Raw genomic sequence first — 24,809 nt, 5'->3', positions numbered from 1 at the left:
CACAAAATGAAAACAATGTTTATTTCTTCTGTCATTGCCCTGAGAAGATTGAACAGCTAATGATTTAATCATAATAGAATAAAAAAAAACTAAACACAATGAATCAACCCAGCCATTCTAACTACATGAAAAAAATGCTTGGAATACTGTTTCTGTTGATCGGTTGTTTTCTCTTTGCAAGCAACTTTAATCAATCAGTTACTACTACTGCCGAAACCTGTGCAGGAAACGGGGCTATCAGCATTAACATTACAGGGGCCAATGCCGGCACAAGCCAGTTTACCTTCAAGATCTATAACGGAACTTCGGGTAATATTTTTACCACCAACCTCAGTGGCGGAAACCCGCAGAACACCACTGCTGCTACTGCCAATTTCAATTGGGCGATTTCAGGCTTTACTGCAGGTACCTACCGCGTGGAAACCACCGAAACAGACGGCAGCAATACAAAAATAGTAACCACAACTTTTACCATTGGCGACCAGAAGAGAAACATGGTAGTATCCGTTGCTGCGGATCAGTGTGCAGAAAAAACGCTTACCGCCACGCTCACACAAAGCAGCTATGGCCCATACACCTATACATTACTGGACTCTAACAGCAATGTGTTGGAAACCAGCCCTTCCACCAATGCCACATCCTACAGCTTTAGCACGGTTCTGCCTAACGGCAGCTATACGGTAAGTGTGAAAGATTTGTGCGGAAACCAGCAAATTGGGACGTATGTGATAAATGCACCTGCCTATACCTATGATCTTTGGATAAAAACAGGAACCCGCTTAGTCAGCTGTACTACGAAAAGACTTAATTTACAGCTTCGATTATTTAAAAATGGAAACCTGGTAAGTATATCGAATGCCCGTTACCCAATAACGGTTAAAATTCAGCTGAACAATTTCCCCGATTCTCAGACGGTTGTCCTTCATAATGCCACAGAAGCAGGAGATTTTTTTGTAGATATACCATTTTATACAGGGCAGGATAATAGCTTTACGATGACCGTAACGGATAGCTGCCCGTTTATTTTTACCAAAAATTTCCAGTCGAATTACGGATTGAATTTCCCTTATTTCGATCTTGGCTTATTGCCGATTGCCAATACCTGCAAAACTCAGTTTAACCTGAGTATTAGTAGAATTGAAGCATTCTATCCGGGAACTAACGGGTACAAGGTAACAATTACTTCAAATGTTCCGGGATTTGATGCTTCCCAGTACAATTCTAATTTCAACTCGGCGGGTGAAGGATATTTCAGTGATTTTAACAACATCCAGCTTCCGAATGTACCGGCAGGGCTATATACTGTTACAATTACAGACGAATGTGGGCATACCGTAACAAAAACAACCCAACAGACACCACCAGACTGGCAATTACAAAAATTAGCAGATTGGGGAGCCTGTACACCGGGAAGCTCAACTGTATCATTCGGTGTTTTTGATGGTGCCCCCGCAGCCAATATTAAAAGTAAACTTACTTCTTTCAGTATTATTGCTGCTCCACAAGTATTTATGACGATGTATAATACCACATTGCCTTACAATGCAGACAGCTGGATATACAACGGCACATTTACAGATAATATAGGAAGGGTGTATGCCAATGCACTCCCTGCGGGAACCTATACCTTCCAGTATACTGACGCATGCGAGGGCAATACCATAAAAACGGCAACCCTTACGGTAACGGGTACTATCCTACAAAATTATGCAACAAATAAAACACTTACCTGCAACGGAGTAAGCCTGAATTCTACTATTACCTCAAATTACAATACACCTGTACTGTATCTTCAGCAGTATTTTCCGGCAACCGGGAAATGGGGGTATCCGCAAGACCCCACACGTCTGTATACAAACGGTACAGAAATTTTTGGTACTGATAAGGCACTTGCACTCACTCCTGTACCCGGAAATGTTGGATCCGGTGTAAATACTTTTTCTTCAACCGGCAATATAGCGGTAACCGGAAGCGGGCATTACCGCGTGATTTTGGAACACAGATCGTGGCTGAACGGTATAGAAAACGGCTTCCCGATTATTATAACAGCTCCTTACCAAGCCTGCCAGACAGTAATGGAGGAGTTTGACGTGAATGCTGCTGATATTACCGTAAACAATTTCATTGTAATTACCTGTATCGACGGTACAAACAATCTGATAATAGACGCAGCCGGAGTAAATCTTTCTTATCAAATTATCGAGAAAGATGGTGTTGCCTTTGTAAGCCCGGCATCACCACAGTCCAGTCCTGTATTTACAAGTCTGCAGCCCGGCAAATATAAGGTAAGGATTTCAGATAGCTGTGGTCGCCAGAAAGTAGTGACATTCTTCGTCGTAGCACTGGAGAAATTGCCTGTAATACAGGGAACATCATTTTGTGCGGGTCAGCCGGGTAAATTGTATATTGAGGGGTATAACTTTCTCACCTATCAGTGGTACAAAAACGGTGTTGCCATTCCGGGAGCTAATGGAACAGGCTACAACACGCTCAATTTTCCTTCTTATGACCCGACAACCGAAGCGGGAATTTACAGTGTGAAAGTTTCACTGCCGGGAACCTGTTTAGATAAAACTTTATATTATACGATAAAACCAGATGGCACTCCACCAAATGCTGGAACTGGGCAAACCGTAACAATAGACATCAGTACCATTACAGCACCCATTAATTTATTCAATTATTTAACGGGGCCATATGATAATTCAGGAATTTGGACGGAAACCACCATTCCCGCCAGTGGGCAGCTTTCCGATTATATCTGGAACGCACAAAATGTGCTGAGTGGGACTTATACCTTTAATTATACGGTAAATTCAACCTGTACCGGTGCACCTTCAGTAGCAACAGTAACCATCAATATAACAGGGCATTGTACAAAACCGGGAGATTTCACCTCCATGGGTTCACCTACCAAGGTCGGGATTACAAACCTTCAAAAGCAGAGTGGATGGCCGGAGAACATTCCCAATGGCTTTATCGCTTTAGAATCTAAAACTTCCGGCTTTGTGATTACCAGGGTGCAGAATGCCTCAATGATTACAGATCCTAAAGAAGGGATGCTTATCTATGACATCGATGCAGATTGTGTAAGTCTGTACAACGGTACAGTTTGGAGATGTATCCGAAGAGGATGTAATGATTAGCGGAAGACTTTCATACAAGAGCCCCGGAATACTAATAAAATAAATTAAACCCGGCAGATTTCAGAAATTTTGTCGGGTTTAAAAAGACAATCAATAATTATAAGTAAGTAAAACAATGAAAAACGTAATACTAATAATAACACTTTGTATGACATCTTTCGCTGCGGCACAGGTTTCCATAGGGGGAAAGCAAAGTGTAGAAGGCACCACTACCGTTCTTGATTTTAATACTACGCCAACCAGTACCAACGGAATTATCCTTCCCGCAGTAGACAATGTTACCAATGCATTAGCATCAACAACTACCAATAATAATGGGACTTTCCTGTTCGACAAATCGGACAAGAAGGTTAAGATGTATGAGAAAAATTCATGGGTTGCCCTTTCAGACATGGGATATTCTTCCAAAATCATGGCCAACACCTCGGCAGAGAGCGGAAACGGAGTAATCATAGGAGCTTCTTCTACTACTGCAAAAGGTGTATTGGTGCTGGAATCTGCGAATAAGGCAATGATACTTCCCAAAATAGCCAATCCGCATACCACTGTGAAAAGTCCATATCCGGGAATGATATGTTACGACACCGTAAGCAAGAGCTTAGCAGTATTTGATGGTCAGCTGTGGAGTTATTGGAAGTAATTTTTACAAGTAAAGCTACATTATTTTGGGTACTGGCCGATTACATGATCGTTTATACTAAAAGATGGTACTCTCAAAATATATTACAAAAGGAGGGGAGGGGTAGGAGATACCAGTGAATAGTTAATGTCAGGGATGAAGAATATGCCTCAAATTTTTAAATCTCCTATCTCAAATTTCCCATCTAAAATAGTTAATATAATGAATTTTAAAAACATCCACATAGGGGAAATGATAGAAACTCTGGTTACAGAACGCAGGATAGAGCTACCTCGTATTTGTAATTTTTTTAAATCCTCCGAAGAAGATATAGAAAAAATGTACAAGGCAAAAAGTATGGATACTGAAGCATTGTTGAAATGGAGTAAGCTACTGGAATATGACTTCTTCAGAATTTATTCCCAGCACATGATATTGTACGCACCACATAGTCCCTCGGAAACCCAACAGGGCTCAAAGAAAATTTCATTGCCACAGTTTCGTAAAAATATTTACACACAAGAGATTATTGACTTCATATTGGAACAGGTACATAAGGGAGAAATGTCCCGAATTGAGATTATGAAACGTTACAGAATACCTAAAACCACTTTATACAAATGGATAAACAAATACAATACAGAGGAAAATTAACCCCCGATTATAAACAAATCTATATGGATATTCTGGAATTGAAATTTCCAGAAAAAATGGATAGGTGCAAATCCCTGTTGAATAAAAATCACCTGAGTGCTCTGGATGTTCAGAAGCTGAACCAAATGGTTTTTGGCACTTCAAATAAAGAATTAACCGGAAATGGAAAACATCGTTCCTATTCAAAATCTGATATTCTTCAGATGTTAGGTTACCAGAAAAAACACAATCTTAATAACAGCCAATTGGCAGAGAAATTCAACCTTAGTAGGAATTCAATTACAAAGTGGAAGAGGATATTTGTATGTCTATAATAGTTTTTTCAACTATATGAGAGAACCATTAGTTAAACTAGTCAATACTTAACCATACAAAGATGTTGATGATTTACATACTAATTATTCCATCATCGTCTTAATCGTTCTGATATAATTGTTTTTTTTAGACGTGTCTCCTGCATTTTGTATTCACTACTACTGCAAGGTACAGAAATGCAAGGTACGGGCTTTCTGTTATTCTTTTGTATAGAAGTAAGGATGCTGCTGCACTCCTTCATGCCAAGCGAGCAGCTTCCAAACTAAGTCTTCATCAGCCATCATAGCTTCATGCACCCGTTTTCAGAATATATTTCCTGCTAATTTTTTTATACAGGTTTTTTTAGCATTAGACCTATACAGGCAACCCCGGATTCGTAAAATCTAATAACCTCGAATGATAGGTTACTTGCCTTGGGTTTCGTTCCAAACTTGGGTGAGCACACCAGTGAAATATTCAGGTGGCTGTGCTCCGGAGGCAGAGTAGCGATTATCGAAAATGAAGAACGGTACACCGGTTGCACCATGTTCAGCAGCGGCTTTCTCGTCTTTGCGAACAGCATCAGCGTATTCATTTGAGCTGAGTACCTCCTTTACTTTATCAGTAGGAAGCCCCACCTGGTCTGCAATCTTTGTAAGCGCCGCCCTGTCATTCATAGCCTCACCTTCGGCAAAATAGCCTTTCATAAGTGCGTGGCTTAGTTGTTCTTCTTTGCCATATTGAGCTGCGAAGTGAATGAGCCTGTGTGCGTCGAATGTGTTGCCGGTACGCATTTGGGTGTGGTCAAATGGCAGACCTGCTGACTTTGCGTGTTCACCTATATTACGATAGGTTTCAGAGGCTTTCGCTTCGGTAGTGCCATAGCGTTTGGCAATTACTTGTGGAGTGGGTTGTGCCTCTCCTGAAAGCTGAGGCGCTAACTCGAAGCTGTGCAAGTGTACCTCAACTTCGTTACGATGCGGAAATTCTTCTAGGCCTTTGCGGAAATTCTCCTGGCCAATGTAGCAGTACGGGCAGATAACGTCGTACCAAATGTCAACTCTCATATATTTATGTTTTTCTTAAAGTTACAAAAAAATCAAAATATACAAACATCTTTCAAAAAGAATATAAGACAAAATTGACAATAGTTTCAGGCTTTTTGGAGGATGAAATTCTTTCCTCATTTGAATGGTTTTCAGACACAAGTTTCCAATAAAAACCAATACTTAAACCATCTGCTGTAATCTGGATTTGCATTGGCCTCCTAACATAAATACAAAATATTAAATTGATTAATAAGAAGCTGTACCAAAAAAAAAGGGACAAAGTTAGATTTTTCTACTTTATCCCCTCAAGTGAGCGCGAAAGGATTCGAACCTTTGACCGTCTGCTTAGAAGGCAGATGCTCTATCCAGCTGAGCTACGCACCCTTGAAATTTTTAAAAGTCGGGGCGGCAGGATTCGAACCTGCGACCTCCTGGTCCCAAACCAGGCGCGATGACCGGACTACGCTACGCCCCGAGATGTCATCCTTAGTGAATTTTACTTCATAATTCAAATTTTAAAAAGCCTTCAAAATTTGAATAAATAGTCTCACTTTAAAAGTGTTACTTTTGTGAGCGCGAAAGGATTCGAACCTTTGACCGTCTGCTTAGAAGGCAGATGCTCTATCCAGCTGAGCTACGCACCCTTGAAATTCTTAAAAGTCGGGGCGGCAGGATTCGAACCTGCGACCTCCTGGTCCCAAACCAGGCGCGATGACCGGACTACGCTACGCCCCGATTAAAGGTCATCATCAACGAATTTTATTTCGTTTTTGCGGTTGCAAAGGTACAATACTTTTTGAAATAAAAAAATAAATTCTAGGATAATTTTTAATTAAATTTTCGGGAAACTTTTTTGTTAACTTTACTTGATTAATAACCATGGATTTAGGTTGTCTGAAAATTTTTACATTTTTTTAGGGCTTTGTGACTTGTTCGCGAATTTTAACCTTACAATTTTTTTTAATTAGAAATATGAAAACTCAGGATTTTTATAAAATATATCTTCCCGCTTTGGAAAAAGCGTTTCAAAATGATGAGGTCAACAACGAATTTTATGTAAAAGGGCCGGAAGAATATATTGATCCTATCTTCTTAGATGAAGTGACTTCATATTTAGAAAAGAATGAAGATGAGTTTTTAGAAAAAGTAGCTTATTATTTCGATGCAAGATCACACAATTTTCCATCCATTCAAGGAATTGCCATAGATGCTTATAAAGAGCAATTGAAAAGTTATATTTTGAATTTAAAATACTAATATTATCAATCAATTCTAGAGAGTGGGAATATCTTGATAAAACTTTTAGGAGAAAATATAAAAATTTTATTTTTGTAATAATGCAGATATTTGTAAAGCTGCCTCATGCTTTATTTAAATAATTGATCCCTTTTCAATAAAATAAATACTATGAATTACTTTGTATATGCACTGGAGCATATTTATACCGATGAAACGCATACCGCTTGTAAATTTCTTGGGTATTTTGATGATATGGAACTGCTTGAAAAAGCAAAAGAAAAAGCGTTAACTCTCCCAGGATTTAGAACTTATCCTGAAGGAGTTATTGTAAGGAAATATGAATTAAATAAAATTCATTGGCAAAATGGATTTAATAGTATTGTAGGAGAAATTGGAAGGGATTATTTAAACAAAGAAGATGTAATTAGTGAGAGCAGTAAATCAATAAAAGAATTGAACTTACAATATATTTTTCAAGTGAGTCATACCTATACTATTCATACTTTTTTAGACGATGAGAGGATTGTTGGAGTCTTTTTAGATGAACATCGGGCAAATGAGGTTGTTGATCATTGTAAAAAGAAAGATGGATTTAAAAATTATCCCAATGATTTTATAGTGGATAGGTTTGTTGTAAATAATTTATTGTGGATTACAGGGTTTGGTTAAAAAATAATAGCATTAGAATCTTTGATTTGTTATTTTAATACATTTAATCCTACGTAATAAAAACAGGAGAATAGGTTTGAACTTTATTTTCAGGGTTCATTAACTTTCTGCTTCCATCCTCCAGCTTCCTTTATTTCTCCTTAATCCCTATATTTGCGGCATGAAACGATTAATGTTGATGAGCTTGCTTTTTCCGGCAATCCTGTTTTCACAAACAAGCGGAAAAGTAATCAAAATTTCAGATGGAGATACCATTACAGTGCTTTTAAAAGGCAATATACAAAAGAAACTAAGATTGGCAGAAGTAGATTGTCCGGAAAGTGGGCAGGCCTTCGGAAAAAATGCCAAACAATTCACATCCAGTCAAGTGTTTGGGAAAACAGTAAAATTTACTGAAACCAGTACAGATCGCTATGGACGTTCCATTGCTAAGGTGTATTATGATAAAGATAAATACCTCTCAAAAGAGCTGATAAAACAAGGAATGGGATGGTGGTACTTTTCCTATTCTAAGGATGATTCTTTAGGGAAACTGCAGGAGAAAGCTCAGCAGAATAAGATTGGACTTTGGCAGGATATTCATGCTGTTGCTCCCTGGGAATACCGCAAAATGAAAAGGGAAGAATCGAAAAATAAAAAAGAGGCAGCTTCTAAAACTCAGATGAAAATAAAAGGAGTAGCTTAAAATAATAGAGGTCTTGAAATAATATTTTCAAGACTTTTTTTATGCAGAGTTTGCTAAGGAATCTAAATGGCTATATTTGTAATGTTCACATTCTCTACTTCTTATTTGTTGTTGATCGTTTAAGATAGATATGAAAAATGGATGCTGATAAACTATTTAATCATGAAGAAATCCACTATTTTACTATTGTTGTTTGTGTTGTTTATTCAAAATATAAACGGACAAAAAAATAAAATTTCTTACGATAGTATTTCTGTTTATTTTAATGAAATAAAGACTGCATCTACGAAGAATATTGAACTTTGGGATCAGGACTTGTATGGAGCAATGATCTTAATTGATCCTAAAACCAGAGAGTTCTTCACTAATGAATCCGATAAAATGGAGGTTCTTCCTAATGATATTAATATGGCCAATACAGCCCTGAATTGGAATGGGAAAAAATGGGCAATGATTATGCTTCCGCTTCCTCAAAATAAATATGATAGGATTGGTTTGTTGGCTCATGAATCATTTCATCGTTTACAGCCATTGTTAGGCTTTGAATTAAACAATGTAGAGAGTAGTCATCTTGATCAGAAAGAAGGAAGAATTTATCTTCGTTTAGAGCTGGAAGCTTTGAAAAAAGCAGTAAAATCAGATTCGGAAAAGGAGTTGAAAAAACATCTTACCAATGCACTTACCTTTAGAAAATACCGCCATAGTATTTACAAAGGCTCTGCTTCCCATGAAAATCTTCTGGAACTTAATGAAGGGATTGCAGAGTTTACTGGAGTTATAGTGAGTGGTAGAAATAAAGCCCAGACAGTTACTTTTTTAGCCAACGGGATTGATGACTTTTTTAATAATGCAACATTTGTACGGTCATTTGCCTATCATACCGTTCCTGTTTATGGGTATTTGCTCCATAATAAGGATAGAAACTGGAATAAAAAAAATACGGCAAAAACAGACCTGACTGATTATTTTATCAAAGGATTCAATATTATTATTCCTAATAATGTAAATGCTGTTGTAAAAGAGATATCGGATCATTACAAAGGAAATACAATCATTGAAGAAGAAGTTCAGAGAGAAGAGAAAACAAAAAAGATTATTGCTGAATACAAACTCAAATTTATAGAGAGCCCTCATTTTGAAATAAAATTTGAAAAGATGAATGTTTCTTTTGATCCAAGGAATATAGTACCTATTGAAAATAAAGGAACAGTATATCCTACTATCAGAGTTACGGATAAATGGGGAGTCTTGACCGTTGAAAATGGGGCATTAATGAGTTCAAATTGGGATAAGATTTCAATATCTAACCCTGTTCAAATGGAAGGGAAAAAAATATCAGGTGATGGTTGGGTTCTTGAACTGGCTGAGGGGTATGTAATAAAGAAAAATGAAACTACTGGTAATTATACATTGTTTAAATAATGGGACTTGTTTATAAGTCAGAATAATGATTGATTGTATGTAATGAGTAAGGACAGATCTGTTACGATCAGATTTGTCCTTACTGAGATGTTTACAGGGGGTATTCAAGCTCTTTTTATGGTTCGAGTCCGAGATCACCACATGATTTATAGGGAACACAGGTTAATTTGTCATTTACAAAACATAATCTGATACAATTCCCACCTCCAACAATGGCTTTTAATTCTGCTTTTTGAAGTTTTTTTAAATTTTTCATGTCAATAATATTTTATGTTGTAGTACAAATTTGAAATTAATTATTACACTACAATTAAAATTAACAAATTTTAACCGCCTTAGATGATGAAAAGAATAGCTATAATAAAAAGGTAATTTAAGGCTTAAAATGATATTTGAAATTTATTATACTCCAATTTTTATTTTAGAGGTAAATCCTTTGTGGTTTGATAGGTGCTTTCTGAGCCTTTCCTGCAAATCTTCACAAGAATGCCCAATATAATATTTATCAATCGTTTCAGAATAAAGTATATAGCAATAGCACATCGAGCTAATATATGAAAACTATTGTTTGTTGTAGTGTAGTAATAAACAAAAAACCTCACCATAAAAATGATGAGGTTTTTTGTGAGCGCGAAAGGATTCGAACCTTTGACCGTCTGCTTAGAAGGCAGATGCTCTATCCAGCTGAGCTACGCACCCTTAGAAGTTGATTTTTGCTTAGTAATAAGCACATTAAAAAAGTCGGGGCGGCAGGATTCGAACCTGCGACCTCCTGGTCCCAAACCAGGCGCGATGACCGGACTACGCTACGCCCCGAATATATAAGAGAGCGGAGGGTAAGGGATTCGAACCCTTGCGACACTTTCGCGTCGACAGTTTAGCAAACTGCTCCGTTAACCACTCCGGCAACCCTCCTTTTTGTTTATTTTTTAATGATCGTTGTTCCGTTATTGCGAGTGCAAATATAGAACAGATTTCTTTATTTACCAAATAAATTTCAAGAAATTTTTGTGTATTTTTGAAGTAATAAATTGATAAAAAACCAAACTGATGCGTAAGACATTATATATCATCGGATTAAGCACTTTAGTTTTTTCATGTACTTCCCAAAAAAATGTGAAAAAAAATACGTACCAACCGAAAACCCCAGTGGCACAGCCAAAAACTGCAGTGAAGACTCCCGCTCCGGAAGTTTCAAAACCAAAAGTTGTAAGTGATCATGGAGTAGACTTTTTTACTACTAATATAGCAGACCCGGCAAAAAATGATAACACGGCAAGTTATGGTTCTATAGTATCTGCTAAACCTATAGGGTATAAAGTAGTGAAGACTTATTTTCCAGCCATGGCTCAAAACTTCAGACAACGTTATCTGATTATGCATTATACAGTGCTTCCTGATGACAAGTCTATCACTGTTCTTACTCAACCCGGTGTAAGTGCTCATTATTTGGTTAACAATACCGGAGATAATGAAATCTATCAATTGGTAGATGAAAATAAGAGAGCGTATCATGCCGGAGTAAGTTCGTGGAGAGCAGATAAGAATATTAATGATACTTCTATAGGAATTGAAATTGTAAATCCCGGGTTTACTACTGATGCTACCGGAAAAAGAGTTTTCGTTCCTTTTAGTGATGCACAGATAAGAAAAGTAGCAGCATTAGCAAAAGATATTGTTACCAGATATCAGATTCCTGCAACCAACGTAATTGGACATGCAGATATTGCTCCTACAAGAAAGCAAGATCCGGGGCCTATGTTTCCATGGAAAAGGCTGTATGATGAATACCAAATAGGAATGTGGTATGACGAATCGGCAAAACAAAATTATTTTGACCTTGCACAAACTGAGCTTCCTGCAAAATACAGTGATACAACCTTTATTTTTACAATACAGACTGCATTGCAAAAATTTGGTTACGGAATAGAACTGAGCGGAAAATGGGATGATGCTACCAAGAAGACTATTGAAGCTCTTCAGTATCATTTCCGTCCTCAAAATTATGACGGAATTATGGATGCCGAAACATGGGCAATACTGCAAGCTTTGAACTTAAAATATTCAGTAAAATAATTCAAATTAAAACGCATCGATTCGATGCGTTTTTGCTATCTTTAAACGATCAAAAACAGTAAAATATCTGTAATGGAAAATTTCAGAAAAGAGAGTGATCTATTAGGCGAATTAAACGTGCCATTAGACGCTTATTATGGAGTGCAGACACAACGAGCAATCAACAACTTCAAGATTTCGGGACAGCTATTGTCTTCATACCCGGATTTTATTAAAGGACTGGCTTTCGTAAAAAAAGCCGCCGCAAAAACCAATTATGAATTAGGACTTCTTGATGAGACCCTATATTTCAAGATAGCAGAAGCATGCGATGAGATTGTAGCAGGGAAATACCATGAGCAATTTCCGGTAGATATGATCCAGGGCGGAGCAGGAACTTCAATCAACATGAATGCAAATGAAGTAATTGCTAATATCGTACTGGAGAAACTAGGAAAAAATAAAGGCGAATACGAATTCTGTTCACCAAATGACCATATTAACCTTTCGCAATCAACCAATGATGCTTATCCTACAGCCATCAAAATGGGATTATTGCATATGAACATCGGATTGGTAGAAAGATTAAAGAAAATTATTGAAGCTTTCCGTGCGAAAGGGCAGGAGTTCCAGGATGTCATCAAAATGGGACGTACACAGCTTCAAGATGCTGTTCCTATGACATTAGGCCAGGAATTCGAGGCTTATGCAGCTACATTGGAAGAAGATATCTCTAAGCTAGATAATAATGCCAGCCTTTTTGTGGAAGTAAATATGGGAGCAACAGCTATTGGAACGGGACTGAATGCTCCGGTTGGATATGCAACCCTTTGTGCTAAAAATCTGGCTCAGATTACAGGATTTCCTATTATTTCGGCACCAGACCTTGTAGAAGCTACACCGGATACAGGATCTTATGTGATCTATTCTTCAGCAATGAAACGTCTTGCTGTAAAATTATCAAAAATATGTAATGATTTAAGATTACTTTCATCAGGGCCAAGAGCTGGGCTTTTTGAAATCAATCTTCCGCCAATGCAGCCGGGATCATCTATTATGCCAGGGAAAGTAAATCCTGTTATTCCTGAGGTGGTTAACCAGGTTTGTTTTAAGGTAATCGGAAATGATTTAACGGTAACTTTTGCTGCAGAAGCAGGGCAATTACAACTTAATGTGATGGAACCGGTACTTTCTCATGCTATTATGGAAAATATCAACTTCCTTTGCAATGCATTAGATACTCTTCGTGATAAATGTGTAGTAGGTATTACAGCCAATAAAGAAGTTTGTCTGAATATGGTAAAGCACAGCATCGGAATTGTGACAGCATTGAACCCTTATATCGGTTACAAACAATCGACACAGATTGCAAAAGATGCATTAGAAACAGGAAAAAGCGTATACAATCTTGTTTTAGAAAGAGGAATTCTTTCACAAGAAAAACTGGATGAAATCCTTGATCCTAAAAATATGCTTAAACCGCATAATAAATAAAATAAAACAATAAGTGGTAAGCCATGTTTTTCATTGCTTATCACTTATTATTCATTACTTATACATTACTCCGTGAGGTTTTTAATTATTATTCCTGCGCATAACGAAGAGCAGAACCTCTCATTCACTCTCGATTCCTTACAGCGGCAAACTGATAAGGGTTTTAAAGTGGTCGTCGTTAATGACGGGTCCACAGATCGTACTCCTGAAGTGATCAGAAAATATACAGAGACTGATTCCCGTTTTGAAACGATAAATCTTCAAAAGTCAGAACATCAGCCTGGCTCAAAGGTGGTGCATGCCTTTAAAAATGGTTTACAGACACAATCTGTAGGTGATTTTGATATCATCTGTAAATTTGATGCAGATATTATCCTCCCTGAAAATTATCTGGAAACCGTAGAACGAGCGTTTGTCCATAATCCTGAATATGGATTGGTTGGAGGATTGCTTTATGTGGAAAAAGAAGGAAATTGGGTGTATGAAGGAAATTCCAATAAACACCATGTCAGAGGGCCTATGAAAGCCTACCGAAAAGAATGTTTTGTTCAGATGGGAGGTTTAAGAGAAACATTAGGATGGGATAATATTGATTCTATTTTGTTGGAACATTTAGGATGGAAGGAGATTGTTTTACCTGAACTTCATGTAAAGCTTATCAAAGTAAAAGGAGCTGATTATACCATAAGACCGGCAGATTATTACGGCCGTTATTTCTATTTTTTAGGATTAAGCAGATTCTTGGCTTATATTGCTGCCTCAAAGGAAGCGATGAAGAGTAAATCCCCATCATTTTTCTTTGATATTATAAAGTCCTATGAAGGCTGTAAATCCCAAAAATTAGAACTTAAAATTACAAAAGAAGAGCAAAAAGCAGTCAATGATCAACGTTGGAAAATGTTGAAAAAGAAATGGCTGAAAATATAATGATGTAAACGAATATAAACATTAATAGAAACGGACTTTAGTCCGTTTGATACAAAATAAAAATTCAATCGGCTTTAGCCGAAATCTAAAAACAATCCCAATAGGTCAGTGAAAAAAATTGCCTACATCGAAATAGATACCCACGCAGAAATAGCACAAGCTTTCATGAATATCATGGAAGGTTCACAACATTTCAGTGTAGATTATTATTTTTCAAAAAGGATCAAAGATCAGGTGAATGAAATAGGAGCGAATGTTTTCCTGTCTGACAGTTCTATGATTTTAGATCAATTGAAGGCTGAACAATATGACCTTGTTATTATTGGAACAGTTCATCGTTTTTTCAATACATTCTTAGCCATAACAAGTAGGTATAATACTACTGTTATTACTCATAATCTCAATTTTACCAAAGCTTCAAAATTAAACTTAATAAAGAGTGTATTCAAAGGTGATATTATTTACCGAATGAAATTGTGGTGGAAGGAAGGATTGTTATATGCAACAAAAGTATATCAGAATTCAAAAGCTCTTGTTGTATTGGATGAGGCATTGGTTTCCGATCAATATCAATTTTTACCTCTCTTTTATACAAGGGATTTTGATAAAGATAAAAATGAAAATTTAATCATTGTGATTCCAGGAGGAGTTTCACAGAAGAGGAGGGATTATGATCATATTTTCAAAACGATTAAGGAGATTAAAACAGATCAAAAATCTGAATTTGTTTTTCTTGGAAAAGCGAAGGATAATGAATTAAGACAACTTGAACATTTATTTTCAAACTTACCGGAAAATATTTCCATTACTTATTTTCCTGAAAGAGTTTCTGTCGGAGATTTTGAGAAATGGATGCAAAAAGCAGATGTTCTTTGGTGCCCGATTCAGCAGGAAACCGAATTTTTCAGTATAAAAGAAACCTATGGGAAAACTAAAATGACCGGAAATCTAGGAGATTCTATTGCTTATGGAAAACTGGCTGTTTTTCCTGAAAATTATCCATCAAAACTTAGCTTTATCCTGTCGGAAAAAGAAAATATTTTTGAACAGTTAAACGAGGCTTCACAGATTCACTTTGATTTTCAAAATCAATATAGTAAAACTAGCGTACAAAGAAGACTGGAAGAGCTGCTTAACAGTCTTGTCTTTATTCAGACGTAAAAACTTTATCTTTAGTAATCCTAAAATTGCTTATTTAATTTTAAAAACACTCTTAATAAACCTCATATTCAGATAATCCTCTATTGGGAAAATCTTGGTAAAATAATTTCCAACGAAGATCAATGCCAGCACTACAGCAGGCTTGTAAATAAGATTGATAAAGTTGCTTTCAAAATTAGGCAATACAATGGCTACAGTAATTGCTAAGGTACAGATAATAGAAACAAAGATCATTTCAATCGTTAAAGGGGATACCTTAAATACAATATAATTGAAGGCGATTTTAATAACATTAAAGACGATCAGGGAGATTGCTGTTGACATGGCAATTCCGATAAGTTTCAGAGAAGTATTTTTGATGAAATAATAATTCAGTCCAATCGTTAATCCTGCTAATAGAAGCATAACGATAATATTGAATCTGTAATATTTTGAAAGAGAAATAATATTCCCGTTAAATCCGGTTGCTAGATCAATTAAAACTGCAGATCCCCAGATCCATACTACAGGTTCATATTCTCTGAGCATTGTTCCGTTTTTCGGCATAAATTGCGTAAGATAAGGGAATCCTACCATGATACATGAGAACAGGACGGCTCCCAGAAAATATAAAGTTAGTGATGTTTTTTTATGGAACTTGTCAAGTCCTTCAATATCACCATCAGCAAGGTGTTTGCTAATGATAGGAGCAGAAATATTAAATAACCCTAATTGTGGAATAGAAATCAAAGAAATAAGAGCATACAAAACGGAATAAATACCGTTTTCCTCCATTCCCATAAATTCTCCAATCATAAAGCTGTTGATGGCCAGGTAATTTCCAAATGTTCCTAAGAACCCAAAAAAGCTATAGTTTAGAAACTCTTTCCAGAAGTTGTTTTTCTTGAAATAATCTGTGCTGATATCAAAATGGATCTTCTCAAGCTTATTGGTGTAATAAATATACCCAAACAGCATTAAAGCAAATATTCCGAAGAAGAAGGCGAGGGCGATATTTTGTGACAGAGAGAAGTAAAAGAAAAGACAAAAAGCTCCTAAGTTGGCTATTTTAGGCAGTAGGTTGTCAAAGATATTAGACACCACAATTCTTTTATAATTGGAAGTGTATTTATTGAAAATAGCACAAAGGGATAAGACTAAAATAAGAGGTAAGATAATTCCTTTAATTTTCCAGGCTTCCGAATGAATGAACTTTGGATAAAAGTAAGGAAGAATAAAAAAGACGACAGAAAATATAAGAAAGTTGATGAGAACAGTAACAAGCGATAGCGAAAGCATATTCTGATTTTTACCATCTTTTTGTAAAGAATGAAAAAACTTTACATTCGCATAAGAAATTCCAAAAACCACAAAAGGGACAAGCATTTCTGCAGTTTGCATACTATAGCGGAGTTTTCCATAAAATTCAAAATCATTAGGGAAAATGAATATTGCGGAAACTGTGCCCAGCAAAAAACCAATATAGCCAATAATGGAATATTTGAAGCCTTGTCTCGCTACTACACTCATAAAGTTGTTTTAAGGGTTTTTAGGTATAAAAATAATATTGTTAATGTACTGAGTTTTATTTTTTTCGTCGTTTGTATTTTGTAAAAGAATATCCTCTGTAAGGCTTTCTAGAGTGAAGCTGTTCCTGTTTAGGTACTTTACTTCATATCCCCAGCTTTGTACTTCAGAGATGTCATTCCATATCGGTGTTTGGTGGTGCCTTTGTTCCATCTCAACCATTAAGGTCGGAAGAAACTGTTTAATGGTTTCTTTGGCACCTGCAAGAGTCTTTATTTCGTTACCTTCAACATCAATTTTGATGAAATCCAGTCTGGTGAAATGTTCCAGAGCAGCCCATTCGTCCAGTTTGATAACCTTTACTTTCTCAGTATAGCTTTTCTCTTCGCCTTTTTCTTTGTAAGTAGTGTTTAAGGTTCCACGGGAAGCAATGGTTTTTCCGTTGATAATAGGAACTTTGAATTCCGCTATCGCATTTTCGTCAGAAAGAGCCAAAGGAAGTACCCTCATTGTAGGGAATAGTCTTTTTAGCCTGGTGTAAAGCTTCTTATTAGGTTCGAAAGCATAGATATGCTCATGATCCAATTTATTTTCCAATTGATAGAGGAAAGTTCCTACATTGGCACCGATGTCCAGTATTACAGCATTTTTAGGAAGGTATTCCTTGATCCATACCAGTTCCGGTTCTACATTGCGCTCCGAGAAATTATCTTTATTAAGATTGTTTAAGTTCTTAAAATATCTTTTTTTATAAAAATTCGGACTTATATATTGTAGTTTTTCTGCAATTTTTTGGTATAAAGACATCCTTAGCTTTTTGACGAACAGCAAAGATAAGGAAAAATGTAAAACTTATCTTAAAAAATGTTAAATATAATAGATTGATTTTCAATTGATAGACTTTGTTGTCTGTTTTATAAGAAGCTGAATCATAATGAATTTTGAATTTGTCACAGAAACGCCTTGTAAGATAGAATGTTGTAAGGCTGTCAGGTATTTCTTTATTGCCCTTACTCTTTGTTTTGCTAAAAAATCCGGAAGAATACAGGAAAATTTTGATAAAGGATTATCTTTGTTATCAGCTAATACAATATGGAAAACTCGGACTCTGAAACAATCATTCAGCTATTACAATACTATCAATCTCTTGAAGATACTTTTAACCGTAAAAAAATAGAAGGAATTGAATTCAATTCTTTTTACCTTATCCATTCAATTTTTGGTATTTCCGAAACAAAGCACACTCAACTTTTAGCATTTTTTCTTAATCCTGAAGAATCCCATGGACAAGGAAAGTTGTTTTTAAAGAAATTTTTAGAAAAGATAAATGGGCTGCAACTTAATGATCCTATTGACCAATACAAATGGAGAGTGACTACAGAAGATCGAAATGCAGATATTGTTATTAAGGCCATCAGTATCATCGGTTCTGAAAAAATCAGTATTGTCATTGAAAATAAATCTAATGAAGCTATAGATCAAGATAGCCAGCTGTATAGATATTGGTATGAACATATCTATGGTTTTTTTGATCGTGATCTGGAGAAATCGCAAGATCGGTCAAAATGCAGGATCATTTACCTTACAAGTGGTTATACAGATAAGTTTGTTTGTGAAATTTCGATTCGAAAACCTGACTTTATCAATCTTGACTATTCGATCCTCAACAAAGAAAAAGGGTTCATTACAAACTGGACTTATTTTGAGGATATAAAAAGTTGGCTTAGAGACTGTATCAACGCAGAATCCTTACATGAAAAGCATCGATTGAAACTTTATATTGAGGATTATTTACAATTTTGGGATAACACCCGTTTTAAAAACGAATTTTTTATGGAAGGACTTAAAGAAGAGTTCAATAACAATGAAGAAAAATGGAATAGCTTTATAGAAATGTGCCAATATAAAGATGGTTTGATTAAAGATTGGAGTGATCGTTTTGCAGAGAATCTTAGGAAATTGGCAGCTGATTCAGGCTGGCATTTTTATAGAGCTAATAATGATGATCTAAGGTTTAATCTTAATAATGGCTGGAATGATATTGCCTTAGTCTATGAATGGAAAATTGGCTTGACAATATGGAAAGGAGCAGGTGGTAAAATTAAAAAACAGTACAAGAAAAAGTTTTGTGACCTTCTACAGAAACATTTTAATTTTATAGACGGCCCATTGGGGAGAAATGATAACTATATCATGGAATATGTTCAAAATTCAGAAATGAAGTTTAAGACGTATGAAGAATTTATCTGGAAAGCAAATAACGAAGAAACAATACTAAAAAACATACGGGAGGTCTTTGAAGCATTAAAAAATGATCAAGTAGAAAGCTTTTTTAAAGAGATAGATCGTGATCACCCTGTTTGATAATTGAACTGGGTATGATCTTAGTGACTTGTTTTTTTAGAATTAGTGAAAAGGAGTATTCAGGAAATCATTAAACGGTTTCATAAATTTAAAAATCTTACTCATATTCTTCACTGCATTTTTATCTAAAATTTCTTCATCTTTGAGGGAATATACTACAATAAAGTTCTTGAGCTTTAAATACTCAGCCATAGAGTCTTCTTTTTCAAAACCTTGAGGTACCTTTTTTAATTTGTCTTCCTGATCCAGTTCTGGGAAATGTTTCTTGAAATCTTTATTGTTTAAAATTTTAAGAAACTCATCGCCATACAGAGAAATTTCCTTTCGAACCTCTTTCAATACGGAAGATTCAGGCATATAGATTCCTCCTGCAAGAAAAGATTTTCCTGGTTCAATATGAAGATAATATCCCCCTTTCTGGTTTCCTTTTCCCATCCCAAGAGAAGCCCCGAAATTGGTTTTATAAGGTGATTTATCCTTTGAAAATCGAGTATCTCTGTAAATTCTGAACAATGATTTTTTACTGTCGATTTTAGCAAGTTCTTCATCAAATTCAGACATCTCCTTGATCAGCTCATCTAAAAACGCAATGACATTTTCCTGAGATTCTGTATACAGGTTTTTATTCTCGTTGAACCATTCCCGATTGTTGTTTTTATTTAGTTTCTTTAGGAAATCAAAAGTTTTGGAAGAAATACTGGTTGACATATAGTGTTGGTGTTTGTTAATTTTTACTGGTTGTTAGTTGCGCTATTTCAAATTTTGTATCTCATTATCCTGAAACTCGAAACCCGAATCTACTACCAGTAAGGTTATCCAAATTTACATAAAACTATTCATATCTCAATGCCTCAATAGGATCCAGTTTTGATGCTTTCAGGGCAGGGTAGTATCCGAAAAATACTCCGGTAACAGCGCAAACAATGAAGGAAATAATGATCGAAGATTCTGTAATGAAAGTAGGCCATGATAAAAAGAAAGTGACCAGTTCTGAAGTAAGAATTCCTAGGATAACCCCGAGAATTCCTCCCGTAATACTGATGAGTACTGCCTCAATTAGAAATTGATACAAAATATCTTTCCCTCTGGCACCAATAGACATTCTTAACCCAATTTCCTTAGTTCTTTCAGTGACCGATACATACATGATATTCATAATCCCAATTCCACCTACAATAAGTGAAATTCCGGCAATCGCCGAAAGCAATACAGTAAGAAGCTGGCTGGTAGAACTCATCGTAGAAATAAGTTCTGCCTGAGTTCTTACACTGAAATCATCATTGCTGCCGTCAACGGGCAATTTGTGTTGTTTCCTTAACACCTCTGAGACTTGATCCGTAGCCTGCTGTGAAGTGTTTGCATTGGTAGAAGCTGCATAAATAGTCTGAACATAAGTAATTCCTAAAAATCTTCGCTGAACAGTATTAAAGGGAGCAATAATCACATCATCCTGATCCTGTCCGAAAGCATTAGAGCCTTTTGGGGCAAGAATTCCAATAATTTTCATAGGAACCTTGTTGAATCTTATGATGCTTCCTATAGGATCTTCCCCATTAGGAAATAGATTAGTATAAACGGTTTGTCCTAAAAGGCATACTTTATTGGAGGAAGTGACATCTTTTTTGGAGAAAAGATTACCACTTGATATATTCCAATCTCTGATCTGAAAGTATTCTTCATTCACTCCTTGTAATTGTGTGGGCCAGTTATTGGGGCCATTGATGGATTGTCCATTGGTTTGTACAGCAGGGGAAACATATGAAACATCAGGAGCTCCCTTGGAGATTGCTTCTGCATCCTGAGGTTTTAGGGTTTGTAGTCCGGTAGCACCTATTCTTGCTCCTCCTGAAACATTCACATTGCTTGAAGGACGGATGGTGATCATATTGGATCCCATTGAAGAAAGCTGGTCGCTGATGCTTTTTTTAGAACCTTCTCCAATCGCTGTCATGGCAATTACCGAAGCAACACCAATAATAATCCCGAGCATCGTTAAAAATGCACGAAGTTTATTTCTTAAAAGAGCTTTCCAGGCAATTCTGAAGAGGTTTGAGAGGTTCATTGCAATAGGGTTTTAGTTGAACTATTGATAATCATCATTGACAGGGAGGTTATCCAGGGCTTCTCTGGCAGATTTGATATTGTCATTTTTAATATCCTTAATTACTTTTCCGTCTCGCAGTGTTACTGTTCTGCTGCTGAAAGTAGCAATATCCGGTTCGTGGGTTACAAAGACAATAGTACGCCCCTGTTTGTGTAAATCCTGCATGAGTGCCATGATCTCATACGATGTTCTGGTATCAAGATTTCCGGTGGCTTCATCTGCAAGAATCATGACCGGTTCATTTACCAAAGCACGGGCAATGGCGACTCTTTGTTGTTGACCTCCGGACATTTGATTGGGAAGATGGTCAACCCTGCTTTCCAGTTTTACAGCAGCCAACGCTTCCAATGATCGTTTATGGCGCTCCTCAGTGGAAACTTTAGAATTATACAGAAGAGGAAGTTCTACATTTTCTCTTGCAGTCGTTCTGGGAAGAAGATTATAGGCTTGAAATACAAAACCTATTTTTTGATTTCGTAATACTGCCAGTTCATCACGATCCAACTCTTTAATATTTACACCATCCAGAATATAATCTCCGCTGGATGGTTTATCCAAACATCCCAGAACATTAAGCAGGGTAGATTTTCCTGAACCACTACTTCCCATAATGGTTACGAATTCTCCTCTTTCTACAGAAAAAGTTACCCCTTTTAATGCATGTACAATTTCTTCGCCCATCCTGAATTCTCTTTTCAGATCCATGATATCAAGAATTTTTTCTGCCATGACTTTCTGTTTTTGCTGGTTGTTTTATTAGCTTAAATGATGGATTGGATATTTCTATTGTCTAGGGCCACCGCCACCGCCGCCTTTATTATTTCCGCCACCTCTCCTTTGAGGCATGAATGGACTTTTTGCCTGTCCACCAGATGTTTTTTTAGATAAGACTTTATAACCAGTGATGATATTGTCATTTTTATCCAATCCGGAAATTACTTGTATTTCAGTGTTATTATCCATTCCTGTTTTGATTTTTTTACGGGATATGGTACTATCTTTAGCAATAACCCATACTCCAGCTTCACTTTTCTTGTCTGCTCCTTTCATGCCTTGCTTTTTCCATTGTCCTTTTTCGTGTTTTTTTCCATTGGCAAACGGAGAATTGACCTTGTATTTTTGGATAACCAGACTATCTGGTCTAAAGCTCGTTGCAGCTGCTGGGATCTTCATTACATTATTCAAAACTTGCGTATAAATTGTAATATTTGCTGTCATTCCTGGCTTTAATTTTAAACCAGAATTATCAGCATTAATAATCGTTGTATAATTCACGACATTAGACGAAACGGTAGGATGGAGTCGAACTTCAGAAACTTCACCATCAAATGTTTCATCAGGGAAAGCATCTACCGTAAAGGTGGCTTTCTGTCCCACTTTTACATTTCCAATATCTGCTTCATCTACAGAAGCCCGAACTCTCATTTTTGTCAGATCTTTTGCAATACTGAATAGAGTAGGAGTACTGAAGCTTGAGGCTACCGTTTGTCCTTCACTCACATTCCTGTTGAGAACCGTACCATCTATCGGAGAATAAATATTCGTAAGCGAAAGATTTTTATTTGCAGTAGAAAGCTGAGCGGTTACTGTACCTACTTGTGCTTTTGCTATTTTGTATTGATTGGTAGCATTGTCATAGTCGGCTTTGCTGATGGCTCCTACTTTATAAAGCTGTGATTGTCTATTGATATTAATTTCGTTATACGCAAGGTTACTTTTTGCATTTTGTAGATTGGCCTGGTATTGCTCAGATTGAAATTTGAGTAGGTCAGGATCCAAAGTAGCCAAAAGCTGCCCCTTTTTCACGGTAGAATTGAAATCTACATAAATGTTTTTAATGATTCCTGAAACCTGAGTACCTACAGCAACAGTATCTACTGGCTGAATAGTTCCCGTAGCGGTAATGGAATTGGATATTTCTCCCATTTCAGGTTTCACTGTTTCCAGTTGGATTTTTATTTCTTTCTCTCTGATGAAGAAAAACCAGACTGCACCGATGGCAATGATGCCGCCCACAACCCAATACAACCATTTTTTATTCTTTGTTTTCATAGTTTATTTTAGATTTATAGGGTTACCTGCATAGAATTCGTAAATCTGTTTATTGAGAACTGCAGTGTATTTGGCCTGCAGATAATTTTGAATAGACTGGATATAGAGCAATCGCTGTTGTTGAAGCTGTACGTAATCAATACTGCCTATTTTCATCTGTGCATTCACGATGTCGTAGCTCTGTTTGCTGATGTCCATTTGCTTAGTGGCAGAATCATATTGTGCCAGAGCGTTCTGGAGATTAACGTAGGATTGCTCGATCTGTTGATTAAGAGCCGTTTTAGTGTTTTGAAGATCGAGATTAGCTTGTTCAATAGCAATCTTTGATTTTTCTATCTGGGTCTTGTAAATCCTGTTATTATAAATGGGAATACCAAGGCTTAGGCCGATAGGCATATAAAAATTGTTCCCTAGTTGATTGAAATAATTTCCATTTCCGTTAGAATAATTGGTTGAGATATTTCCCACGACACTCAATGTAGGTTGGATAGAAGCCTGAGCCATTTTAAGATTGGTGTTGGAGTTTTCTACATTCAATTCTCCGTATTTGACTTCCGGGCGTAGGGTTTCAGCGAGATTTTGAACATCCTGTAGAGGTTTTAATTGATCATCAACAATAATGCTATCCGGTTTTACAATTTGGAAATCATATTGAGTAGGCAATTGGAGGATTTGCTTTAGATTAATAATATTAGTTCGTAATGTATTTTGAGCTGAGGTTAAATTATATTGATCCTGAGCAACCTGTGATTGAATTTGAAGATAATTAAGTTTGGAAAGACTTCCTGCTGTATAAAGCTGATTGCCCTGTTTTAATTGGGTTTGGGTTGTTTTTAAAACATTTTCCAGAGAAACGATATTTTCTTCATTCATCAGAATATTCAGATAAGCCTGTGTGATGCTTAGCGTAATATTATTTTCAGACTCCTTTACAGATAAATCAGCCATTTGAACCAACAGATTTTTTGATGCCTCGTTATTGTTAATATAATTAGCGTGGTAAATTGTCATAGAAGAATTAGCGCCGAGACTTTGAGATTGTGCTCCGGTTATGTTAAGTCCATTATTACCGTTTACTGCGAAAAGACCTTGAGACACGGTTCCGTTAAGGTTGGGGTATCTTGCATCTTTGGCCTGAAGCAGATCTTGTTGGGCTGAATTTTTTGAAAGTCTTAATGAATTGATAGAAATATTATTTTCCTTTGCATATTCAATACAATTATCCAATGTCCAACGAGTAGGATAATTAGGGGTTTGAGCAAATATTTCAATTGTTACCAATGAGAATATCAAAAAGAAAAATCTGGGTTTCATAGTTTTATTTTTGAAAATTCATAAATAATAAAGAAAAAATCAATCCAATTTAATA

23 protein-coding genes and 7 tRNA genes are annotated in these 24,809 nt (G+C 36.3%); 13 read left to right on the top strand and 17 right to left on the bottom strand.

Annotated features, from left to right (window positions below):
- The first annotated feature begins 98 nt into the window (after positions 1 to 98).
- From GTR01_RS14295 to GTR01_RS14280, 4 genes are all read left to right on the top strand, one after another.
- Entirely contained in the window at positions 99 to 3,146 is a 3,048-nt protein-coding gene (locus tag GTR01_RS14295) for a hypothetical protein (protein WP_160138492.1), read from the top strand.
- A gap of 115 nt (positions 3,147 to 3,261) precedes the next feature.
- Positions 3,262 to 3,786, top strand: a complete 525-nt coding sequence (locus tag GTR01_RS14290) for a hypothetical protein (RefSeq protein WP_160138491.1) — start codon at positions 3,262 to 3,264, stop codon at positions 3,784 to 3,786.
- 201 nt (positions 3,787 to 3,987) lie between these two features.
- Positions 3,988 to 4,419 carry a helix-turn-helix domain-containing protein gene (locus GTR01_RS14285; RefSeq protein WP_160138490.1) on the top strand — a complete coding sequence of 144 codons (432 nt, stop codon included), beginning with the start codon at positions 3,988 to 3,990 and terminating at the stop codon, positions 4,417 to 4,419.
- The gene (locus GTR01_RS14280) at positions 4,386 to 4,733 is read left to right on the top strand and encodes a helix-turn-helix domain-containing protein (protein WP_160138489.1); all 348 of its coding nucleotides are present in this window, start codon (positions 4,386 to 4,388) and stop codon (positions 4,731 to 4,733) included. Before GTR01_RS14285 ends, GTR01_RS14280 begins: the two co-directional genes overlap by 34 nt.
- 405 nt (positions 4,734 to 5,138) lie before the next feature.
- Here the strand turns inward: GTR01_RS14280 and GTR01_RS14275 are convergent, their stop codons facing one another.
- The 5 genes from GTR01_RS14275 to GTR01_RS14255 form a co-directional block, all read right to left on the bottom strand.
- The gene (locus GTR01_RS14275) at positions 5,139 to 5,780 is read right to left on the bottom strand and encodes a DsbA family oxidoreductase (protein ID WP_160138488.1); all 642 of its coding nucleotides are present in this window, start codon (positions 5,778 to 5,780) and stop codon (positions 5,139 to 5,141) included.
- 292 nt (positions 5,781 to 6,072) lie between these two features.
- Positions 6,073 to 6,146: transfer RNA gene (locus GTR01_RS14270), tRNA-Arg, on the bottom strand.
- A gap of 16 nt (positions 6,147 to 6,162) precedes the next feature.
- Positions 6,163 to 6,237, bottom strand: a tRNA-Pro gene (locus GTR01_RS14265).
- A 95-nt stretch (positions 6,238 to 6,332) separates the two neighbouring features.
- Positions 6,333 to 6,406: transfer RNA gene (locus GTR01_RS14260), tRNA-Arg, on the bottom strand.
- Between the two features lie 16 nt (positions 6,407 to 6,422).
- A tRNA-Pro gene (locus tag GTR01_RS14255) sits at positions 6,423 to 6,497 on the bottom strand.
- Between the two features lie 237 nt (positions 6,498 to 6,734).
- On the opposite strand from GTR01_RS14255, the gene GTR01_RS14250 reads away from it, so the two are divergent.
- From GTR01_RS14250 to GTR01_RS14235, 4 genes are all read left to right on the top strand, one after another.
- Positions 6,735 to 7,019, top strand: coding sequence for a hypothetical protein (locus GTR01_RS14250; protein WP_160138487.1), 285 nt, complete (start codon positions 6,735 to 6,737; stop codon positions 7,017 to 7,019).
- Positions 7,020 to 7,169: 150 nt separating this feature from the next.
- Positions 7,170 to 7,670, top strand: a complete 501-nt coding sequence (locus GTR01_RS14245; protein WP_160138486.1) for a hypothetical protein — start codon at positions 7,170 to 7,172, stop codon at positions 7,668 to 7,670.
- A gap of 160 nt (positions 7,671 to 7,830) precedes the next feature.
- Positions 7,831 to 8,355, top strand: a complete 525-nt coding sequence (locus tag GTR01_RS14240) for a thermonuclease family protein (protein ID WP_160138485.1) — start codon at positions 7,831 to 7,833, stop codon at positions 8,353 to 8,355.
- 162 nt (positions 8,356 to 8,517) lie between these two features.
- A complete protein-coding gene (locus GTR01_RS14235) occupies positions 8,518 to 9,777 on the top strand; it encodes a hypothetical protein (RefSeq protein ID WP_160138484.1) in 1,260 nt (419 codons plus the stop codon).
- A 115-nt stretch (positions 9,778 to 9,892) separates the two neighbouring features.
- On the opposite strand, the gene GTR01_RS14230 is transcribed toward GTR01_RS14235, so the two are convergent.
- The 5 genes from GTR01_RS14230 to GTR01_RS14210 form a co-directional block, all read right to left on the bottom strand.
- Positions 9,893 to 10,033, bottom strand: coding sequence for a bacteriocin-like protein (locus GTR01_RS14230; RefSeq protein ID WP_160138483.1), 141 nt, complete (start codon positions 10,031 to 10,033; stop codon positions 9,893 to 9,895).
- Between the two features lie 146 nt (positions 10,034 to 10,179).
- Positions 10,180 to 10,320 carry a GIY-YIG nuclease family protein gene (locus tag GTR01_RS14225; protein ID WP_160138482.1) on the bottom strand — a complete coding sequence of 47 codons (141 nt, stop codon included), beginning with the start codon at positions 10,318 to 10,320 and terminating at the stop codon, positions 10,180 to 10,182.
- A gap of 82 nt (positions 10,321 to 10,402) precedes the next feature.
- Positions 10,403 to 10,476 (bottom strand) — tRNA-Arg (locus tag GTR01_RS14220).
- Positions 10,477 to 10,518: 42 nt separating this feature from the next.
- Positions 10,519 to 10,593: transfer RNA gene (locus GTR01_RS14215), tRNA-Pro, on the bottom strand.
- Between the two features lie 14 nt (positions 10,594 to 10,607).
- A tRNA-Ser gene (locus GTR01_RS14210) sits at positions 10,608 to 10,692 on the bottom strand.
- A 135-nt stretch (positions 10,693 to 10,827) separates the two neighbouring features.
- On the opposite strand from GTR01_RS14210, the gene GTR01_RS14205 reads away from it, so the two are divergent.
- The 4 genes from GTR01_RS14205 (at position 10,828) to GTR01_RS14190 (ending at position 15,414) form a co-directional block, all read left to right on the top strand.
- The gene (locus GTR01_RS14205) at positions 10,828 to 11,853 is read left to right on the top strand and encodes an N-acetylmuramoyl-L-alanine amidase (protein WP_160138481.1); all 1,026 of its coding nucleotides are present in this window, start codon (positions 10,828 to 10,830) and stop codon (positions 11,851 to 11,853) included.
- 72 nt (positions 11,854 to 11,925) lie between these two features.
- Complete coding sequence (aspA, locus tag GTR01_RS14200) at positions 11,926 to 13,326, top strand: aspartate ammonia-lyase (protein ID WP_160138480.1); 1,401 nt, start codon at positions 11,926 to 11,928, stop codon at positions 13,324 to 13,326.
- Positions 13,327 to 13,398: 72 nt separating this feature from the next.
- Positions 13,399 to 14,253, top strand: coding sequence for a glycosyltransferase (locus GTR01_RS14195; RefSeq protein WP_160138479.1), 855 nt, complete (start codon positions 13,399 to 13,401; stop codon positions 14,251 to 14,253).
- A 108-nt stretch (positions 14,254 to 14,361) separates the two neighbouring features.
- A complete protein-coding gene (locus GTR01_RS14190) occupies positions 14,362 to 15,414 on the top strand; it encodes a hypothetical protein (RefSeq protein ID WP_160138478.1) in 1,053 nt (350 codons plus the stop codon).
- 30 nt (positions 15,415 to 15,444) lie between these two features.
- Here GTR01_RS14190 and GTR01_RS14185 read toward each other — a convergent pair whose 3' ends face one another.
- Positions 15,445 to 16,923, bottom strand: a complete 1,479-nt coding sequence (locus GTR01_RS14185) for a lipopolysaccharide biosynthesis protein (protein ID WP_160138477.1) — start codon at positions 16,921 to 16,923, stop codon at positions 15,445 to 15,447.
- Between the two features lie 9 nt (positions 16,924 to 16,932).
- Positions 16,933 to 17,727 carry an FkbM family methyltransferase gene (locus GTR01_RS14180; RefSeq protein WP_160138476.1) on the bottom strand — a complete coding sequence of 265 codons (795 nt, stop codon included), beginning with the start codon at positions 17,725 to 17,727 and terminating at the stop codon, positions 16,933 to 16,935.
- A gap of 285 nt (positions 17,728 to 18,012) precedes the next feature.
- On the opposite strand from GTR01_RS14180, the gene GTR01_RS14175 reads away from it, so the two are divergent.
- Positions 18,013 to 19,284 carry a PD-(D/E)XK nuclease family protein gene (locus tag GTR01_RS14175; RefSeq protein ID WP_160138475.1) on the top strand — a complete coding sequence of 424 codons (1,272 nt, stop codon included), beginning with the start codon at positions 18,013 to 18,015 and terminating at the stop codon, positions 19,282 to 19,284.
- Positions 19,285 to 19,326: 42 nt separating this feature from the next.
- On the opposite strand, the gene GTR01_RS14170 is transcribed toward GTR01_RS14175, so the two are convergent.
- The 5 genes from GTR01_RS14170 to GTR01_RS14150 form a co-directional block, all read right to left on the bottom strand.
- Positions 19,327 to 19,992, bottom strand: coding sequence for a DUF2461 domain-containing protein (locus GTR01_RS14170; protein ID WP_160138474.1), 666 nt, complete (start codon positions 19,990 to 19,992; stop codon positions 19,327 to 19,329).
- 124 nt (positions 19,993 to 20,116) lie between these two features.
- Positions 20,117 to 21,346 carry an ABC transporter permease gene (locus GTR01_RS14165; RefSeq protein ID WP_160138473.1) on the bottom strand — a complete coding sequence of 410 codons (1,230 nt, stop codon included), beginning with the start codon at positions 21,344 to 21,346 and terminating at the stop codon, positions 20,117 to 20,119.
- 21 nt (positions 21,347 to 21,367) lie between these two features.
- Positions 21,368 to 22,117, bottom strand: a complete 750-nt coding sequence (locus GTR01_RS14160) for an ABC transporter ATP-binding protein (RefSeq protein ID WP_160138472.1) — start codon at positions 22,115 to 22,117, stop codon at positions 21,368 to 21,370.
- Between the two features lie 54 nt (positions 22,118 to 22,171).
- Positions 22,172 to 23,440 carry an efflux RND transporter periplasmic adaptor subunit gene (locus GTR01_RS14155; RefSeq protein ID WP_160138471.1) on the bottom strand — a complete coding sequence of 423 codons (1,269 nt, stop codon included), beginning with the start codon at positions 23,438 to 23,440 and terminating at the stop codon, positions 22,172 to 22,174.
- A 3-nt stretch (positions 23,441 to 23,443) separates the two neighbouring features.
- Positions 23,444 to 24,754, bottom strand: a complete 1,311-nt coding sequence (locus GTR01_RS14150) for a TolC family protein (protein WP_160138470.1) — start codon at positions 24,752 to 24,754, stop codon at positions 23,444 to 23,446.
- Between the last annotated feature and the right edge of the window lie 55 nt (positions 24,755 to 24,809).

Origin of the sequence: Chryseobacterium sp. c4a (genome assembly GCF_009900745.1) — a bacterium.
Taxonomy (GTDB): Bacteria; Bacteroidota; Bacteroidia; order Flavobacteriales; family Weeksellaceae; genus Chryseobacterium.
Note: the sequence above shows the minus strand (reverse complement) of the source record. Positions and strands in the feature narration are given on the sequence as shown.

Excerpts from the sequence above, each read along its gene's own strand:
- GTR01_RS14180 (WP_160138476.1), bottom strand. The coding sequence starts at position 17,727 with ATGTCTTTATACCAAAAAATTGCAGAAAAACTACAATATATAAGTCCG.
- GTR01_RS14185 (WP_160138477.1), bottom strand. The coding sequence starts at position 16,923 with ATGAGTGTAGTAGCGAGACAAGGCTTCAAATATTCCATTATTGGCTAT.
- GTR01_RS14240 (WP_160138485.1), top strand. The coding sequence starts at position 7,831 with ATGAAACGATTAATGTTGATGAGCTTGCTTTTTCCGGCAATCCTGTTT.
- GTR01_RS14295 (WP_160138492.1), top strand. The coding sequence starts at position 99 with ATGAATCAACCCAGCCATTCTAACTACATGAAAAAAATGCTTGGAATA.
- GTR01_RS14250 (WP_160138487.1), top strand. The coding sequence starts at position 6,735 with ATGAAAACTCAGGATTTTTATAAAATATATCTTCCCGCTTTGGAAAAA.
- GTR01_RS14160 (WP_160138472.1), bottom strand. The coding sequence starts at position 22,117 with ATGGCAGAAAAAATTCTTGATATCATGGATCTGAAAAGAGAATTCAGG.
- GTR01_RS14230 (WP_160138483.1), bottom strand. The coding sequence starts at position 10,033 with ATGAAAAATTTAAAAAAACTTCAAAAAGCAGAATTAAAAGCCATTGTT.
- GTR01_RS14280 (WP_160138489.1), top strand. The coding sequence starts at position 4,386 with ATGGATAAACAAATACAATACAGAGGAAAATTAACCCCCGATTATAAA.
- GTR01_RS14165 (WP_160138473.1), bottom strand. The coding sequence starts at position 21,346 with ATGAACCTCTCAAACCTCTTCAGAATTGCCTGGAAAGCTCTTTTAAGA.
- GTR01_RS14155 (WP_160138471.1), bottom strand. The coding sequence starts at position 23,440 with ATGAAAACAAAGAATAAAAAATGGTTGTATTGGGTTGTGGGCGGCATC.
- GTR01_RS14150 (WP_160138470.1), bottom strand. The coding sequence starts at position 24,754 with ATGAAACCCAGATTTTTCTTTTTGATATTCTCATTGGTAACAATTGAA.
- GTR01_RS14170 (WP_160138474.1), bottom strand. The coding sequence starts at position 19,992 with ATGTCAACCAGTATTTCTTCCAAAACTTTTGATTTCCTAAAGAAACTA.
- aspA (WP_160138480.1), top strand. The coding sequence starts at position 11,926 with ATGGAAAATTTCAGAAAAGAGAGTGATCTATTAGGCGAATTAAACGTG.
- GTR01_RS14175 (WP_160138475.1), top strand. The coding sequence starts at position 18,013 with ATGGAAAACTCGGACTCTGAAACAATCATTCAGCTATTACAATACTAT.
- GTR01_RS14225 (WP_160138482.1), bottom strand. The coding sequence starts at position 10,320 with ATGTGCTATTGCTATATACTTTATTCTGAAACGATTGATAAATATTAT.
- GTR01_RS14275 (WP_160138488.1), bottom strand. The coding sequence starts at position 5,780 with ATGAGAGTTGACATTTGGTACGACGTTATCTGCCCGTACTGCTACATT.
- GTR01_RS14205 (WP_160138481.1), top strand. The coding sequence starts at position 10,828 with ATGCGTAAGACATTATATATCATCGGATTAAGCACTTTAGTTTTTTCA.
- GTR01_RS14290 (WP_160138491.1), top strand. The coding sequence starts at position 3,262 with ATGAAAAACGTAATACTAATAATAACACTTTGTATGACATCTTTCGCT.
- GTR01_RS14285 (WP_160138490.1), top strand. The coding sequence starts at position 3,988 with ATGAATTTTAAAAACATCCACATAGGGGAAATGATAGAAACTCTGGTT.
- GTR01_RS14235 (WP_160138484.1), top strand. The coding sequence starts at position 8,518 with ATGAAGAAATCCACTATTTTACTATTGTTGTTTGTGTTGTTTATTCAA.
- GTR01_RS14245 (WP_160138486.1), top strand. The coding sequence starts at position 7,170 with ATGAATTACTTTGTATATGCACTGGAGCATATTTATACCGATGAAACG.